Genomic DNA, 15,118 nt, shown 5'->3' with positions numbered 1-15,118 from the left:
CCGTACGTGCAGGCGGCCTTCGGCTGAGCATGTGATCCGACCAAGGAACACACAACGCTCAGCACGAAGGCCGTGGGGATGAGTCTGTCGCATCATGTTGTCCGGCAGGATCCGTTTGCGGAACTGTCACGCTTCCGGGGTGAGTTCTACTCCTGTCTGACCAGGCGTGCGGGTGCGTTGTTCGAGCTGGCCGATGCCGTGTTGTGTGCGGATGGCCCGGTCCGGTCGCTGGTGGAGCTGTCGCTGGTGGGCGAACACCGTCGCGGGCACGGTGGGCTCTACGACGCCCTGGCCGCAGGCCGGGTGGATATCGCCCGGCTGCGGCGGGCCCTGGCTTCGGTGCCGCTGCCGCGGGCGGCGGACGGCCGGCTGGTGCTGGCCGCCGACATCACCTGCTGGCTGCGGCCCAGCGCCCACACCTCACCGCAGCGGATCCTGTGTCACACCTACGGGCGGGGCAAGGACCAGCACATTGCGGTTCCCGGCTGGCCGTACTCGGTGATCTGCGCGCTGGAAACGGGCCGCAGTTCCTGGACCGCACCACTGGACGCACTGCGTCTGGCACCGGGCGACGACGCCGCCACGGTCACCGCCGGGCAGATGCGCGAACTCGTCGAGCGGCTGATCGCGGCCGGCCAGTGGAAAGGAGGGCGATCCGGAGATCCTGATCGTGGTGGACGCCGGCTACGACGTGCCCCGCCTGGCCTTCCTGCTGAAGGATCTGCCGGTGCAGGTGCTGGGCCGGATGCGCTCGGACCGTGTCCTGCGCCGGGCAGCCCCGACCCCCGAGCCTGGCGTCCGAGGTCGTCCGCCCCGCCATGGCGGCGAGTTCGTCTTCGGTGACCCGGCCACCTGGAACACCCCGGACGTGACAACGGTGACCGAGACCCGTCTCTACGGCACCGCCACCGCCCGGGCCTGGAAGCGACTCCACCCGAGACTGACCCACCGCTCCGCCTGGACGGCCCAGCTGGGCGCTCTGCCGGTGATCGAGGGCACCGTGATCCGCCTGCAGGTCGAACACCTGCCCAGCGGCGCGACACCGAAGCCGGTCTGGCTGTGGTGGTCGGGCACCGACGGCACTGCCACCGAAATCGACCTGCTTTGGCAGGCGTTCCTGCGGCGCTTCGACATCGAGCACACCTTCCGACTGTTCAAGCAGACCCTGGGCTGGACCTGCCCGAAGATCCGCACCCCCGAAGCCGCCGACCGCTGGACCTGGCTGATCATCGCCGTGTTCACCCAACTCCGGCTCGCCCGCCCGCTGGCGGCCGACCTGCGACGGCCATGGGAGAAACCGAGCCCGCCAAACAGGCTCACCCCCGCCCGAGTCCGCCGCGATTTCCGGCACCTCCGCCCCAAGGCGGCCTGCCCAGCCGGAGCACCGAAATCCTCCCGCCCCGGCCCCGGACGGCCGCCAGGACGCAAGAACACTCGACCGACCCCACGCTACGACGTGCACACAGTCGGCAAAACAGGCACCGCGAAACCGCGACAGAAGAAGTCAGCAACCCCGCGACCTCGCCGCACCGCCGGCGAGCAGGTCGCTGGTCCCGGCGCCCTTGCCTACTGCTTCGCCCAAGTCGTTCTCGACCTCACCGTCTTCGTCCACGAACGTGAGCTCCAGCCAGGCATCCAGAATGTGAGCAAGCTCCTCGATCGTGCGGTGATCCTTCTGAACCGCGCCAATCGGGCCTAAGCCCTGACGACGGTGGCGTCTTCGTGACGCTGAGACACAGAACAGGTCCGATTTCTCACTGCACAGCCGTTCCAGAGCGACACCGTCGACTGAATCGCCGGGACACAGCCCGCGGCATGGAATTGCCAGAAAGGGACACGACCGGCGCGGGACACAGCGAGTGCGGAGACAAACAAGGCATTGAGGCCGCAAAGTCCGCACGGGCGGCAGCCCCGGTGGGCGGGACGGTGAGCCGTACGCCTCCGGACCCGGCGGCACGATCCACCTCCGGAGGGAAGCGGAAGACCGAAGGCGGCGCCTGCGCCACCGGCGGCACGGCGAGGGCGGCGCACCCCTCGTCCCGTGACATCAGCCACACAGACTTTTGGCTCTCAGGTCGTCGAATAGTAGATCGAGGCATGACGGCATAGTGCGTTTTATCCGTCTTGATGCAGAAATAATCCGGGCCAGATCGAGCGGTATTCGACCCGCTCAGCACGTTCGCCGGTTCGGGTGGCGAACAACGGCTTCTGACGGACCGACGGACCTCTTCGCCACCCCGGGAGCCGGACCAGCACGCTTGCGCGCCCGTTTCAAGAGCCGTCCATGGCTACGAGCCGAGGTAGTACTGCCGCTTGTTGCCGCACCCCGGCAGCAGCTCCAAGAATGTCGGCCGCACGGCGTCTCCGCGGCCCAGGTGCAGGAACTGGGCAGAGCCGGACCCCCTGGGGGCGCTCCGCGATCACCGAGCGAGGTCACGCATGAGGAAGCACCGCAGGAAGTCGTACTACCGGCCGATAGCCATCGCTGTCATCGCCGCGGGAGCCGTGGGTGTGCCCTCCGCCGCCATGGCCTGCCTGGGTACTCAGGGTGATGCGGGTGGTCGCCCCTCCGGCCACTGGGAGAACGTGAGCTCCCACCAGCGGTGGACGGGCTCGTCCTGGGGTCATGGGCCGACTGCGGGAGCGTCGAAGAGCCCCACGGCGACTCCCAGCGCACCGCAGACCACCGCGTCCCCCAGCGCACCTGCCACGACCGCACCGGCATCCGGGGACGCGGCTCGCGTACTGTCGCTCGTCAACAGCGAGCGCAGCAAGGCCGGATGCTCTCCGCTGACGATGAACGCGAAGCTGACCAAGGCCGCTCAGGACCACAGCAAGGACATGGCGTCCCACGGGAACATGTCCCACACGGGTTCCGACGGGTCGTCGCCCGGTGACCGGATCACGCGTGCCGGTTACAACTGGAGCACCTACGGCGAGAACGTCGCCTACGGCTACTCCACGCCCGAGAAGGTCATGGCGGCCTGGATGTCCAGCGCGGGCCACAAGCGCAACATCCTCGACTGCTCGTTCAAGGAGATCGGCATCGGTCTCGCGCAGCCCAACAGCTACTGGACTCAGGACTTCGGCACGGCACGATAGGGACACTGCGGGGATGGTGCGCATCCTCCATCGGGTGAAGGCCCCGACCGGTTCGCCGGCCGGGGCCTTCGCCATGGGTGCCTTTCCATGCGGGTGGGCGACCGTCGCCGCGGTCACGCTCAGCAACGCCTGGACGATGCCCGCCCGGGTGATCTCAGAAGGAGCCCTGGGCGACAACGACCAACGGCGCCCACAACCACGCAGCTCTCCGACACGTTCCGGAGCGACGCCGCATCCTGCAGGAGGGGCGGTTCAATGCTCTGTCACGGTCGCAGGTCCACCACCGTCGCACCGGCCGCCCCGCGGGCGGCAGCGGCGGCCTCCCCCGTGACCGTGCCCACGAGCCTGAGGTGTCCGGCCGCACCGATGGACGCCGCCAGAGCCAGCAGCTCCCGCTGCTGCCGCCCGTCCAGATCCCGGTCGAGTCCGTCGGCCAGCACGGTGAGGGTCTGCATGGCCGACGGCACCTCCCCTGCCGCCTCCATGGCCAGCACCCCCGGTCCGGTCAGAAGCACCAGGGCCAGCGCGAGATACCTCAACTCGCCGTCGCCGAGCCGTTCGACCGGGGTGCGGTGACCGTCCTCGCGCTCCACGACGGCGCGTACCGTTCCGTCCCCGAGCCGCTCGACGCCCAGCCCCGTCACCGACCCCGCGCATCCGGCAGCGGCCGCCGCGACGAGGCGGGCGTGTCGTTGGCCGCACTGGGTGTGGGTCCGTTCCAGCACCGCCGCAAGGTTGTCGCAGCCGCGGCGCAGCCGGTCCTCCCCGCTCGGCACCGGAGCCCGCATCCGCTGCGGCTGCGGTGTGCACGCGAAGACCGACCGCAGGGCCACCACCATCTGTTCGGCTGCGGCCAGGACCCGCAACTGCCCCTCGGTCGTGCCCGCAACCCGCAGCGGGAGCAGTGCTGTGCCGAGCACGTCGTCCGGCAGCGGAGCCCGGGTCACCGGGACCGCGCCCGCCGTGTGCCAGGCCGCCTGGACCGTCGAACGTCCGGGATCGCGGAGCGCGGTGGTGAGCAGGGTCTCCCCGCCGCCGGTCAGCCGCTCGCCGACGATCCGGAGGGTGGGTTCGGCCTGGACGGCGAGATCGAGGCGGATCTGACCGGCCGGGCCGTCGGCCGTACAGCCGATCCGGAAGCCGCGGCGGCCCTGCGCGTCGGGTCCGACCTGTTCGGGTACGTACGCCGCCGGGTCCGGGAACACCTCGGCGAGCGGGTCGCCGGCCCCGAGCCGCGCCAGGGCCTCGTAGGCCCGCAGGGCACTGGACTTGCCGCTGCCGGAGGCGCCGGTGAACAAGGTGAGCGGCCCGATCGGCAGGACGGTGCCCCGGTGCGAGGCGAAGGCGGACAGCCGCAGCTCGGTCATGACGGGGCCCGCAGACCGGACACGTCGGTCGGCGGACGGTGATCCGGAACGGATACCGGTGGCGGGGGCGTCGGGCGGCAGTGGGGTGCCCGCCGGGCAGAGTGCAGTCATGTGCGGACCGTACGCACCCCGCGGGGCGGCGAACCGTTCCGCCCGGACGGCCTTCCTACGATCGGGGTACGCCGGCCGCCGCGACCCCCTCGACCTCCATGCCGACCGGCGACAGCAGGAAGACGTTCCGGTCGACCCGGTGCATTCCGCTGCCGAGTCCGAAGACCACACCGCTGGTGAAGTCCAGGACCCGCTTGGCCACATCGGTCTCGGCGGCGGTCAGATCGAGCAGCACGGGGATCTGTGCGATCAGGTACTCGGCCACCTCGCGCGCGTCCGCGAAGACCTGTACCCGGAGCACGACCATGCGGCGCTGCTCGACGGTCTCGTGGTCCTCGGGGACCGTGTGGTGGTCGACCCGGGACGGCCACTCGTTGCGGCTGCGCAGCGGTACGACCTGGGCCAGTCCCTCCCACTGCTCGTCCGTGACGTCGTACCTGCTCACCGGACCACCCCGTCCGTGCGTCGGTCGGCGTTGTGCCGGCTGTGCTGACTGTTCATCGGGCAATTCTCTCGCCCCTCACCCGTTCGGCGTACCAGCGACACGGTTCAGCGGGCGATCGATGCCTCCGGAGGGCCTGCGGGCCCGGCGTCCGGGGTCATGTCGAGCGGGGTGAAGCGGACCGGCAGGTGCACCAGCGCGCGGTGGAACGGACCGGGCCGCCACATCAGTTCGCCCGCCGGGACGGCCAGTTCCGCATCGCACAGCTGGCTGGTCAGCTGCTCGATCGCGGTCATGGCGATGAGCAGCGCCGGCTGCTTCGCCGGACAGCGGTGCGGCCCCGTCGACCAGGCCAGATGGGCGCTGCCGCCGGAACGTACGCCGGGGTCCGAAGCAGCGGGCGCCGACTGGGTGTTGGCCGCCGCGTAGGAGACCAGGAGCAGCTGTCCGGCACGCAGCCGGACGCCGTGGAACTCGGTGTCGTGGCGCGGGTAGTGGGCGGCCAGATTGGCCAGCGGCGGGTCCTGCCAGAGGACCTCGTTGATGGCCTCGTGGGCCGTCATCGCGCCGCGTTGCAGCGAGCCGGCGTAGCGCGCGTCGGTGAGCATGTGCAGCAGCGCGTTGCCGATCAGATTGGTCGTCGGGTCATGGCCCGCGCTCATCACCAGTGTGATCTGACGCACGGTCTCGTCGTTGTCGAGGCCGGCCGGGTGGCCGAGGAAGTACGAGGTGAGGTCGCGGCGGGGCCGCGCGCGCCGGTCGGTGACGAGCCCGGTGACGACGGTGACGAGATCGGCGTACGCGGCGGCGGAGTCGTCGGCGGAGTTGAACATCCCGCCGATGCCCTCGACGATCCGTTCGCGGTCCTCGGGCGCCACCCCGAACCAGGTGGTGAAGACGTGCAGGGGGAGCCGTCGGGCGTACTGGGCGACGAGGTCGCCGCTGCCGGAGGCGGCGAACTCCGCGATGAGCCGGCGGGCGACACGGGCCACTTCGGCGCGCAGGACGTGCGGCTCGATCATGGCGAGGCCGTCGTTGATGGCGTCGCGGTAGCGGGCGTGCACGTCGCCGTCGCTGAAGAGCGCGGTCGGCCGGTAGGCGAGCATGGGCAGGACCGGTGAGTCGGCAGGGACGGTGGCCTGCCAGGTCCGGGGGTCCTTGGTGAAGGTGTCGGTGTCACGCAGCAGATCGACCGCCGCCTGGTAGTCGGTGACCAGCAGGGCGTCGATGCCGGGGGCGATGCGGACGGGGGCGAGCGGGCCGTGTGCGCGCAGTCGCCGGTAGTGGCCGTGCGGATCGGCGGCGAAGTCGGGCCCGTACAGCGCGAGCGGCTGTGGCGGCGGCACGGAGGCGGCAGGGGGCGTCATGACGCGTCCTGAGGCTGGGGCAGGCGGGTCAGCACATGCTCGGCGAGGGCGATCAGGGCGTCGATGCTGCCGCGGCGTTCGCGGGCGTCGCACTGCAGCAGCGGGGTGTCGGGGTGGAGGTCGAGGTGTTTGCGCAGGACCTCGTCGGAGTGGACGGGGGCGTCCGGGAAGCAGTTGACGGCGACGGCGTACGTCAGCCCCTGTTCCTCGACCATGTCCATGACGGCAAAGGAGTCGCCCAGCCGCCGGGTGTCGACCAGGACGAGGGCGCCGAGGGCGCCGCGCGCGATGTCCTCCCAGAGCGGGAAGAACCGTTCCTGCCCCGGGGTGCCGAACATGTAGAGCACCAGGTCGTCGAGGACGGTGAGCCGGCCGAAGTCGACGGCGACCGTGGTGGTGGTCTTGTCCGGCAGGCCGGCGATGTCGTCGAGCCGGGAGCTGGACTGGGTCATCGCCTCCTCGGTGTGGAGCGTGGGTATCTCCGACAGCGTACGGATCAGGGTGGTCTTGCCCACGCCGAACGGACCCGTGACGACAAGCTTCATCAGGGTCCGGGCGGCAGACGGCAGATAGCCGATGCCGGTCCGGTCAGTGGAGGGAGCGGAGTCCAACGAGCAGCCTCTCGACGAGCGACCGGTCGAGCTCCCCGGCGCTGGGGATCGGCGGTCGCGTGTGCAGATGTCCGGCGGCCGCGAGGTCCGTGGCCAGGAAGACGGTGGCGCTGACCGGAAGGTCCAGGTGCGCCGCGCATTCGACGACGGTGAGGGCACCCGGCGCCAGCAGTTCGCACAGACTGCGCTGCTGGGAGCCGGTGTCCTCGGGCAGCGCCGAGTCGGTGCGTACGAGCACGGCGAGCCGGTCGAGTGCGGGGCCGGTGGGCCGGGTCCGGCCACCGGTGACCAGGTAGGCGGGGATCAGACGGCGTCCTGGGCCGGGGGTCATGGCCGGGGCGCAGCGTCCGGTTGGCGGTCGGGCGCGTTCATCGCCCTGGTCAGCGCGGTGACCTGCACCTGCATCTGGTACGCGATGTCGCCCAGCTTGGCCCCGGGTTCCGCGAAGAGCGCCAGTGTGGTGTTCTTCCCGGCGGGGACGACGACGGCGAAGCCCTCGTCGGACTCGACGACCGTCTGCGCCAGCCGTGGCGCCTCGACGTCGGTGAACGCCGTGGTGAAGGCGCGCGCCGCGGCATGCAGGGTGGCGGTCATGGCGGCGACCCTTTCGCCGGACGCGCGGTCCAGGCCGGGCGAGGCCCCCTCGACGAGGCCGTCGCCCGTGGCGACCACGGCGTGCTGGACTCCGGGCAGGTCCAGCAGAGGCGCCAGCACCCATGCGAGGTCACCGACGGTGGGGGTAGGGGTGCTCACGTCGCGTCGTCTCCTTGATCGTTCCGGTCGTCCTGTTCGTGTTCTCTGTCCGCTGCCGGTGGGGCGGCGGCGCTGCGGCCGCTGAGGGTGCCCTGCTGGAGCGCCGACCAGGACGCCTCGGCCTGCTCGGGGGTACGCAGCCGCGGCGGGCCGACCGGGGCCGCGGGTGCGGTGGAAGCGGCCGGCGCCGCTGTCGCACGCGGTGCACGGCGGCGCCTGCTGGGCAGTCCGGACGCTTCCCCGGCGGCGGGCTCGGGCGCGGCCGCGGCAGGGGCGGCGGTGTGCGCCTGCACCGGCTTCGGGGCGAGGGCGGAGAGGCTGCGGTCGTCGTCCTCCAGCACCGTCAGCAGGTGCGCGGGGACCCGCAGGATCGTCCGCATCCCGCCGAACGGCGAGGCCTCGATGTGGCAGCCGAGACCGTACTGCACGACGAGCCGGCCGACGACGGCGAAGCCAGTCTGCGGCGGATCGCCCAGCTCGGTGAGCAGCACCTCGGAGGGGCCGGCCAGCAGGGCACGGGCCCGCTCCAGTGCGTCGTCGTCCATGCCGATGCCCGCGTCGTCGACCACCAGGAAGGCGCCGCGGCCGCCGCTCTGCTGGACCGTCACCTGTACGTCGGTCTCGGGGTGCGAGTAGGCGGTGGCGTTGGCCAGCAGCTCGGCGAGGGCGATCGCGAGAGGCTCGGCGGCGCGGGCGGCGACGGCGAGCCGTTCGTCGCGCAGATGGTTGGCGACCTTGATGCGCTCGTAACCCGCGACCCGGGACTGGGCGCCGAGCACGATCTCGACGAGCGGCGAGTTCTGCCGGGCAAGGCCCGGCCAGGCGTCGCAGAGCACCGCGGTGGCCTGGGTGCGGCGCAGCGCCAGTTCGTTGCGGAAGTCCAGCTGCAGGATCCGCGGGTCGTCGTACTCGTGCTGCAGCTCGTGGAGCAGATGCTGGGACTGGTTGAGCAGGGACTGGATCTTGGCGGAGGTGCCGCGCATCGCCGCCCGGGCGGCGGCGTCGACGCGCTGCCGCTCCTCGATGACCGCCGTGCGGGCCGCCTGTACCGCCTCGGTCAGCAGCCCTGCGGCGCCGCCGTCGACCTCGGCCGCCTCGCGCAGGCCCGGGACGGGCGCGCTGGGGTGGGAGAGAGCGAGGGCGGCGGCGGGTATCCGCTTCCGGGCGAGCTGCCGGATCTCCTCGGTCAGAGCGGCAGTCCGGGCGTCGGCCGCCTTCGTCTGCCGTTCGGCCAGCTCGACGCGGCCCCACGCGATATGGGCGTCACGGGACGCGCTCTGGGCGTGCACCACGGCCGCCACGGCTGTGACGACGGCGATCAGCGTCACGATCCATGCCATGCCGTCACCGCATTCCTGTTGTCGGGTCGGTCTCCCGGCCCGGACGGCGGGAGATCCGGCTGTCAGCCGGCGTGGCCTGGCGCCTCACGGGACTGCTCCCCTTCCTGAGTGGAGACACCCTCAGCGAAGACGCCCCGGGCGGAGAGAGCCTGGGCGGAGAAGTCGTCGCCCGCGACTTCTCGTGCGACGACGGCGACATCGGTCATCACCTGCAGCACACCGGGCAGTTCGGAGCCGTCGAGGTGCCGGTACTCGCTGCCGATGGTCACCACGAGCCGCTCGGCCAGCCCGAGTTCGGGATGGCGCGCCTCGCCGATCACCCGGCGGGCCGCCTCCAGCACGGGCACGCCGGCCGCGTGCAGGGCGTGGGCGCGCTCCTGCACGTACGCGAGGTAGCCGATGTGGGCGCGCACCCCCGCCGGATCGAGGACCGGACCGTGGCCCGGGACGATGGTCTCGGCGCCGGTGGCCAGCACCTGCTCGCAGGCGGCGATCACGTTGGCGAGCGGACCGGCCCAGTGCACGGGGTGGTCGCCGGGCTGCTGCGGTGTGGAGCCGAAGATGACGTCGCCGCTGAACACGGTGCGCTGCGCGGGCAGGTGCACGATCAGGTCACCGGTGGTGTGCGCGGCGGGCAGGGCCGACACCTGGACCGGGTACTCCCCCAGGGTCAGTTCGAGCTCCCCGGTGAAGTACGTGGTGGGCTGCACGGGTTCGGTCTGCGACCAGTCGAACACCCCGAAGTGGCGTGCGAGGTACCCGCCGAGCGCGGTGGCCGGATCGCCGCCCCGGACCAGCGCGTCCTGCTGTTTCGGCGTGGGCTCGTAATGGATGTGCTCCCGGGCCTCGCGGGTCGCGATGATCTCCGCGTCCGGGAGGACGCCCGCGCCCCAGAAGTGATCCCCGTTGGCATGGGTGACGATCACCCGGCCGATGGAGACACCGTCGGGCAGACACTTCGTGGATGCGGCCAGGAACTGGCCGGCGAGCACAGGGTCGTAAGGGGTGTCGATCCAGATCGCGCCACGCGGCGACGTGAGCAGGCCGCAGTTGGCGAGGCCCCAGCCTCGTTTCGGCGGAAGCCAGGCGTACAGGTCCCGCCCCAGCTCGACGAAGTCTCCACCCGTGATCGACATGGACGCGATTATGCCGACCCGGATCCGGCCGCGCGTTCGAACCCCGCCGCCATGGAGCCCGGTTGGCGCAAAATCGCCGGTCGTGCTCGACCGTGGCGGGGTGGTGGTGACGGTACGAGACCGGCTGCCGGGAGCTTCGTACGACATCTTCCGGACAATCAGCCTTATTTCGCCCGACGGTGTCACGCAACGCCGCGATGGCCGATCGAGCGGTCGTCGCACCGGATTGCGTCGATTACCCACCGAGCATGGCTGAAAACAGATGGGGGAAAACCACTGGCGCAAGCGCCGGTCTGCGCCGGGTGCACGAGGTGCGACTGAGACCCGTCGGACAGGGCCGAAGCCCTGTCCGGCACTTCCCGGTCAGATTCCGGCGGGAAGGTTCTAGCGGACCTGACCGCGTTCGAAGTACGCGGTCAGCTCGGGGTCGAGGGCCGGCACGTCGTACGGTGCACCGCCCTCGCGCAGCGAACGGGTCGCGAGCACACCGGCGGCGACGCTCATGCGTGCGGCGACCGGGGAGGTGTCGGTGACGCCGCCGTCGCGGACGAACCGGCAGAACTCCTCCATGATCCGGCCGTCCCCGCCGCCGTGCGAGCCGTCGGCCTGCGGGACCCGGTAGGTGATGTCGGCCTCGGCGCGGTAACCGCTGGGACCGGTGTTCCAGACCTTGACCTCGTCACCCGGGCCGTCACCGAAGTTCTCCAGCCGCCCCTCCGTGCCGATGACGGTGTAGTTGCGCCAGTAGTCCGGGGTGAAGTGGCACTGCTGGTACGCGGCGACGACGCCGTTGTCGAGCTGCATGTTCATCACCGAGACGTCCTCGACGTCCACGATGTGGTGCAGGTCCTTGCGGGCCGTCGGCGGCCAGTCGAACTCCCGCAGCCAGTTGTCCGGACGCGCGGTGTCCGCCTCGCGGCGCGGCAGACCACCGTAGACAAGGAGGTCGCCGAGGGCGTTGACCCGGCGGGTGTAGCCGCCGGCCAGCCAGTGCAGGACGTCGATGTCGTGCGCGGCCTTCTGCAACAGCAGACCGGTGGTGCGGGTCCGGTCGGCGTGCCAGTCCTTGAAGTAGTAGTCGCCGCCGTATCCGACGAAGTGCCGCACCCAGACGGCCTTCGGCTCGCCTATGTCGCCCCGGGCGATGATGTCGCGCATCAGCCGCACGACACCCATGTGGCGCATGTTGTGGCCGACGTACAGCCGGGTCCCCGTCCCGTAGGCGGCGCGCAGGACGTTGTCGCAGCTCTCGACGGTGATCCCGAGCGGCTTCTCGACGAAGACCGCCTTGCCGGCCCGCAGGGCATCGATGGCGATGGCCTCGTGGGTGTCGTCCGGGGTGGCGATGACGACCGCGTCGAGGTCGTCCCGGCCGAGGAGCAGCTTGTAGTCCTCGACCGCGACATCGGTGCCGAAGCGCTCGGCCTCACGCTGCCGTACCTCGGGGTCGAGGTCGCAGACGGCACTGATCACCGACCCCTTTCCGGGATGGTGGGCGGAGATCGCGATGGAACGGCGGAGGCCGAGCCCGATGACGCCGAGCCGCAGGTCTGACACGGGTGGTCCCTTCTGTCTGTACGGGTGGTGCGGGCGGAGACTGCTTACCGGCGATCGAGGCCCCGCATTGAACGCACACCGCACCTCGGCGGGGTGCCTGCCGTTCTGTCGCAGCGACAGCCACATCGTTCACGACGACGCGCATCGATGGCAAGAGTTGTTCATTTCTCCGACGCAACAAGCATCTACAGACATCTTGGGGGAGGGAAACGCAACGACACCCAGCCGAGGACAGCCGTCACACAGCGATGACCGTGACGCCGGCCTCGGTGAAGCGGGCCTTCGCCTCGGGGGTGATGCCGGTGTCGGTGACCAGGAAGTCGACCTGACTGAGATCGCAGACCCGGGCGAAGGCCCGCTTGCCGATCTTGGAGGAGTCGGCGGCCACGACCACCCGCTGCGCCTGCTCGGCGAGCAGCCGGTTGATGCTGGCCTCGCCTTCGTGGTGGACGTACGCCCCGCGCTCGGTGTCGATCGCATTGACGCCCAGTACGGCGACGTCCAGGGTGATTTCGCCCAGGACGCCGCTGGCCAGCGGGCCGGTGAGCTCGTACGACTGGGGCCGGGCCACGCCCCCGGTGACCACGATCTTTATCTGCGGCCGGATCACCAGCTCGTTGGCGATGTTGAGGGCATTGGTCACCACCGTCAGCGTCGGCTGGCCGCCGATCCCGGGGCCGGTGTCACCGACGAGGTCGGAGCGCACGGCCAGCGAGCGGGCGACCTCGGTGATCGTGGTGCCACCGGTCAGCCCCACGACCTCGCCCACGGCCACGAGCTCGGACACCGCGCGGCCGATGGCCTGCTTCTCCGGGGCGTGGCGTCCCGTCTTGTAGCGCAGCGCCAGCTCGTACGAGACCCCGTGTGCGACGGCGCCACCGCGGGTACGGGTGAGCAGATGCTGCTCGGCAAGCTGGTCCAGGTCACGACGGATGGTCGCGGCCGAGACGTCCAGCGTCGTCGCGGCTTCCTCGACCTCCACCCTGCCGTGCTTCCCGACCAGCTCCAGCAGCGCGTTCCACCGGGCATCCCTGGACACGTGAACTCTCCTTAACGGGTCCGGGATTCGAGCACCCATCCCCTTGGGCACGGTCACCGGACACGCGCAAGCGTCGCACAAGGCTCTGATCAGTCAAGCTCCTGCAACGAGAATGCTTGATAGTGCTCGTAGTTCCCCTATAACGTGCGCGAACGAGCATCCCATGACGTGTACGGAGTGCAAAAGTGTCGTTTGTGGAGATTGAGACAGCCAGCCAGCCGGAGTGCTGGCGCCGCGCCGCCGACCTGGCACCGAGCCGGTCCGCCGCTCTGCCCGCCACCGGCGAGCGCATCGCGGTCGTCGGCTGCGGCACGTCGTTCTACATGGCTCAGGCGTACGCCGCGCTCCGCGAGGGATCCGGACAGGGCGAGTCCGACGCGTTCGCCGCGTCGGAGTTCCCCTTCAGCCGCCGGTACGACCGGGTCGTCGCGCTCACCCGCTCGGGCACCACGACCGAGGTGCTGGACCTGCTGGGCCGGCTCCGCGGCGTCACCCGTACCGTCGCGATCACGGCCGACCCGAACACCCCCGTGATGACCTCGGCCGACGATGTCGTCGTGCTCGACTTCGCCGACGAGCAGTCCGTGGTGCAGACCCGTTTCGCCACCACCGCGCTCACGCTGCTCCGCGCCCACCTCGGCCTGCACACGGACGCCGTGGCCCGCGACGCCGAGACCGCGCTCGCCGAGCCGCTGCCCGAAGGCCTCGTGGACTGCACCCAGTTCACCTTCATCGGCCGGGGCTGGACGGCCGGCCTAGCCAACGAGGCCGCGCTCAAGATGAAGGAGGCGTCGCTGTCCTGGACGGAGTCGTACCCCGCGATGGAGTACCGTCACGGCCCGATCAGCATCGCCACCACCGGCACCGCAACCTGGACGTTCGGCGCCGCGCCGGAGGGACTCATGGAGCAGGTGCAGTCGACCGGGGCCCGCTGGGTGGAGAGCGGCCTGGACCCGCTGGCCGAGCTGGTCCGAGTCCAGCGCCTGGCGATCGCCCGCGCCGAGGCGGCCGGCATCGACCCGGACAGCCCCCGCCACCTGACCCGCTCGGTGGTCCTCGCGGAAGCCTGAGCGGCGGACGGACATCGTCGAGCGCGCACGCCGTCGCCCACAACGGCGTGCGCGGCGGCGCGTGCGACGGCCTCGCCACGCCGGTACGGGGCAGCGGGACCGGCGTCCTCGCCCTTGCTGGACCGTGAACGCGCGCCGGACAGAGGTCAGGCCTCGGTCGGGCGGCCGCTCGGACCTCCGTCTTCCGGCACGGTTCCCGTCGGCTCCCCCGGCCCGGTGATCCACCCCAACCGGGCCGCCTGCCATCCCAGTTGGATCCGGCTGGTGGCAGCGGCACGGTCCATCAGATCCCGCACCCGGCGCTGCACGGTCCGTCTCCCCATCCTCAGCTGCCGGGCGATACCGACGTCGGTCAGTCCGGAGAGCAGCAGCGTCAGCAGCTCGATGTCGTCGTCCGTCAGTTCGCTGCGCGGCTGGACGGCCATGGGATGCAGGGGCAGTGCGGACTCCCACACCAGCTCGAACAGCGTAACCAGCGCGTCCAGCAGCGGGCCGGGGTGGATATGGACGACCGGATGCGTACACGCTTCGCCCGAGCGCATGGTCAGCAGGGCGGTCGAGCCGTCGACGATGATCATCTTGACCGGCACATGATTCAGAACCCGTGCCTGTTCCCCCGCCTCGGCGTACTGGAGGATCTCCTCTCGCGACCCGTCCGCCTCCAGCCCCAGCCGGTCGTAGACGGTCCGGAATCTCACCCCCGCCGCCAGCTGCTCGATCTCGACCTCGTTGACGGTTTCGGACACCAGGTAGGGCGGGGCGTCGAACCGTACGACCTCGCTGCGGGCCCGAGCCTGGATCTGGTGGTACCGCAGCGCCACCTCCTCGTCGGGGACGATCTCAGCCATGTCCCCCGAGAAGACGTCCGGGCGGGGCGCACTGCGGTACTCGTCCGCGAGCCGGTCCAGAGCCCCGCGGGCCTTTGCCAGCTCGGTCATCCGCGCCAGGAGCAGCACCTCCCCCGCTATGTCCGGAGGGGACGGAATCAGCTGTGCGGGCTGATCGTCGGTGGTGGTCACCAGTCCTCTGTCGACGAGTCCGCCGACCGCGTCCTCGACATGCCCGGCATCGAGGCGGAGAAGCTGCTGGATCCGCTCCGCATCGGTGCGCCCCGTGCGGACGAGCAGTTGGTACACCTGCGACTCGACGGTGCTCAACCCGAGCGTCTCCAGCATCTGTGCATCTCCCTCGTGGTCTCCGAGGAGCCCCGTTCACCTGGTGAA

14 protein-coding genes and 1 pseudogene are annotated in these 15,118 nt (G+C 70.7%); 4 read left to right on the top strand and 11 right to left on the bottom strand.

Annotated elements, in window-relative coordinates; genetic code table 11:
• Positions 1–78: 78 nt before the first annotated feature.
• A pseudogene (locus LRD69_RS25945) lies at positions 79–1,531 on the top strand (NF041680 family putative transposase); the annotation flags it as partial.
• 908 nt (positions 1,532–2,439) lie between these two features.
• Positions 2,440–3,102, top strand: coding sequence for a CAP domain-containing protein (locus LRD69_RS25940; protein WP_277328949.1), 663 nt, complete (start codon positions 2,440–2,442; stop codon positions 3,100–3,102).
• Between the two features lie 263 nt (positions 3,103–3,365).
• On the opposite strand, the gene LRD69_RS25935 is transcribed toward LRD69_RS25940, so the two are convergent.
• The 8 genes from LRD69_RS25935 to LRD69_RS25900 all read right to left on the bottom strand — a co-directional run bounded on the left by LRD69_RS25935 (position 3,366) and on the right by LRD69_RS25900 (position 10,229).
• Positions 3,366–4,580 carry an ATP-binding protein gene (locus LRD69_RS25935; protein WP_277328948.1) on the bottom strand — a complete coding sequence of 405 codons (1,215 nt, stop codon included), beginning with the start codon at positions 4,578–4,580 and terminating at the stop codon, positions 3,366–3,368.
• 55 nt (positions 4,581–4,635) lie between these two features.
• Entirely contained in the window at positions 4,636–5,025 is a 390-nt protein-coding gene (locus tag LRD69_RS25930) for a cell division protein SepF (RefSeq protein WP_277328947.1), read from the bottom strand.
• Between the two features lie 104 nt (positions 5,026–5,129).
• Entirely contained in the window at positions 5,130–6,389 is a 1,260-nt protein-coding gene (locus tag LRD69_RS25925; protein ID WP_277328946.1) for a cytochrome P450, read from the bottom strand.
• Positions 6,386–7,000, bottom strand: coding sequence for an ATP/GTP-binding protein (locus LRD69_RS25920; protein WP_277328945.1), 615 nt, complete (start codon positions 6,998–7,000; stop codon positions 6,386–6,388). The genes LRD69_RS25925 and LRD69_RS25920 overlap by 4 nt, the downstream gene beginning before the upstream one ends.
• Positions 6,978–7,331 carry a DUF742 domain-containing protein gene (locus tag LRD69_RS25915; protein WP_277328944.1) on the bottom strand — a complete coding sequence of 118 codons (354 nt, stop codon included), beginning with the start codon at positions 7,329–7,331 and terminating at the stop codon, positions 6,978–6,980. Before LRD69_RS25915 ends, LRD69_RS25920 begins: the two co-directional genes overlap by 23 nt.
• Positions 7,328–7,753, bottom strand: a complete 426-nt coding sequence (locus LRD69_RS25910) for a roadblock/LC7 domain-containing protein (RefSeq protein WP_277328943.1) — start codon at positions 7,751–7,753, stop codon at positions 7,328–7,330. The genes LRD69_RS25915 and LRD69_RS25910 overlap by 4 nt, the downstream gene beginning before the upstream one ends.
• Positions 7,750–9,093, bottom strand: coding sequence for an ATP-binding protein (locus tag LRD69_RS25905; protein WP_277328942.1), 1,344 nt, complete (start codon positions 9,091–9,093; stop codon positions 7,750–7,752). The genes LRD69_RS25910 and LRD69_RS25905 overlap by 4 nt, the downstream gene beginning before the upstream one ends.
• Before the next feature lie 62 nt (positions 9,094–9,155).
• Positions 9,156–10,229, bottom strand: a complete 1,074-nt coding sequence (locus LRD69_RS25900; protein WP_277328941.1) for an MBL fold metallo-hydrolase — start codon at positions 10,227–10,229, stop codon at positions 9,156–9,158.
• Here LRD69_RS25900 and LRD69_RS25895 point away from each other — a divergent pair.
• Positions 10,219–10,485, top strand: coding sequence for a hypothetical protein (locus tag LRD69_RS25895; protein WP_277328940.1), 267 nt, complete (start codon positions 10,219–10,221; stop codon positions 10,483–10,485). The two genes, LRD69_RS25900 and LRD69_RS25895, sit on opposite strands and share 11 nt — an antisense overlap.
• A 128-nt stretch (positions 10,486–10,613) precedes the next feature.
• Here the strand turns inward: LRD69_RS25895 and LRD69_RS25890 are convergent, their stop codons facing one another.
• Both LRD69_RS25890 and LRD69_RS25885 read right to left on the bottom strand, forming a co-directional pair.
• Positions 10,614–11,786 carry a Gfo/Idh/MocA family oxidoreductase gene (locus LRD69_RS25890; RefSeq protein WP_277328939.1) on the bottom strand — a complete coding sequence of 391 codons (1,173 nt, stop codon included), beginning with the start codon at positions 11,784–11,786 and terminating at the stop codon, positions 10,614–10,616.
• A gap of 238 nt (positions 11,787–12,024) precedes the next feature.
• Positions 12,025–12,825 carry a DeoR/GlpR family DNA-binding transcription regulator gene (locus LRD69_RS25885; RefSeq protein WP_277328938.1) on the bottom strand — a complete coding sequence of 267 codons (801 nt, stop codon included), beginning with the start codon at positions 12,823–12,825 and terminating at the stop codon, positions 12,025–12,027.
• Between the two features lie 185 nt (positions 12,826–13,010).
• On the opposite strand from LRD69_RS25885, the gene LRD69_RS25880 reads away from it, so the two are divergent.
• Complete coding sequence (locus LRD69_RS25880) at positions 13,011–13,895, top strand: sugar isomerase (RefSeq protein ID WP_277328937.1); 885 nt, start codon at positions 13,011–13,013, stop codon at positions 13,893–13,895.
• 146 nt (positions 13,896–14,041) lie between these two features.
• Here the strand turns inward: LRD69_RS25880 and LRD69_RS25875 are convergent, their stop codons facing one another.
• Complete coding sequence (locus LRD69_RS25875) at positions 14,042–15,070, bottom strand: helix-turn-helix domain-containing protein (protein WP_277328936.1); 1,029 nt, start codon at positions 15,068–15,070, stop codon at positions 14,042–14,044.
• Between the last annotated feature and the right edge of the window lie 48 nt (positions 15,071–15,118).

This window comes from Streptomyces sp. JH14, from assembly GCF_029428675.1.
GTDB lineage: Bacteria > Actinomycetota > Actinomycetes > Streptomycetales > Streptomycetaceae > Streptomyces.
Note: the sequence above shows the minus strand (reverse complement) of the source record. Positions and strands in the feature narration are given on the sequence as shown.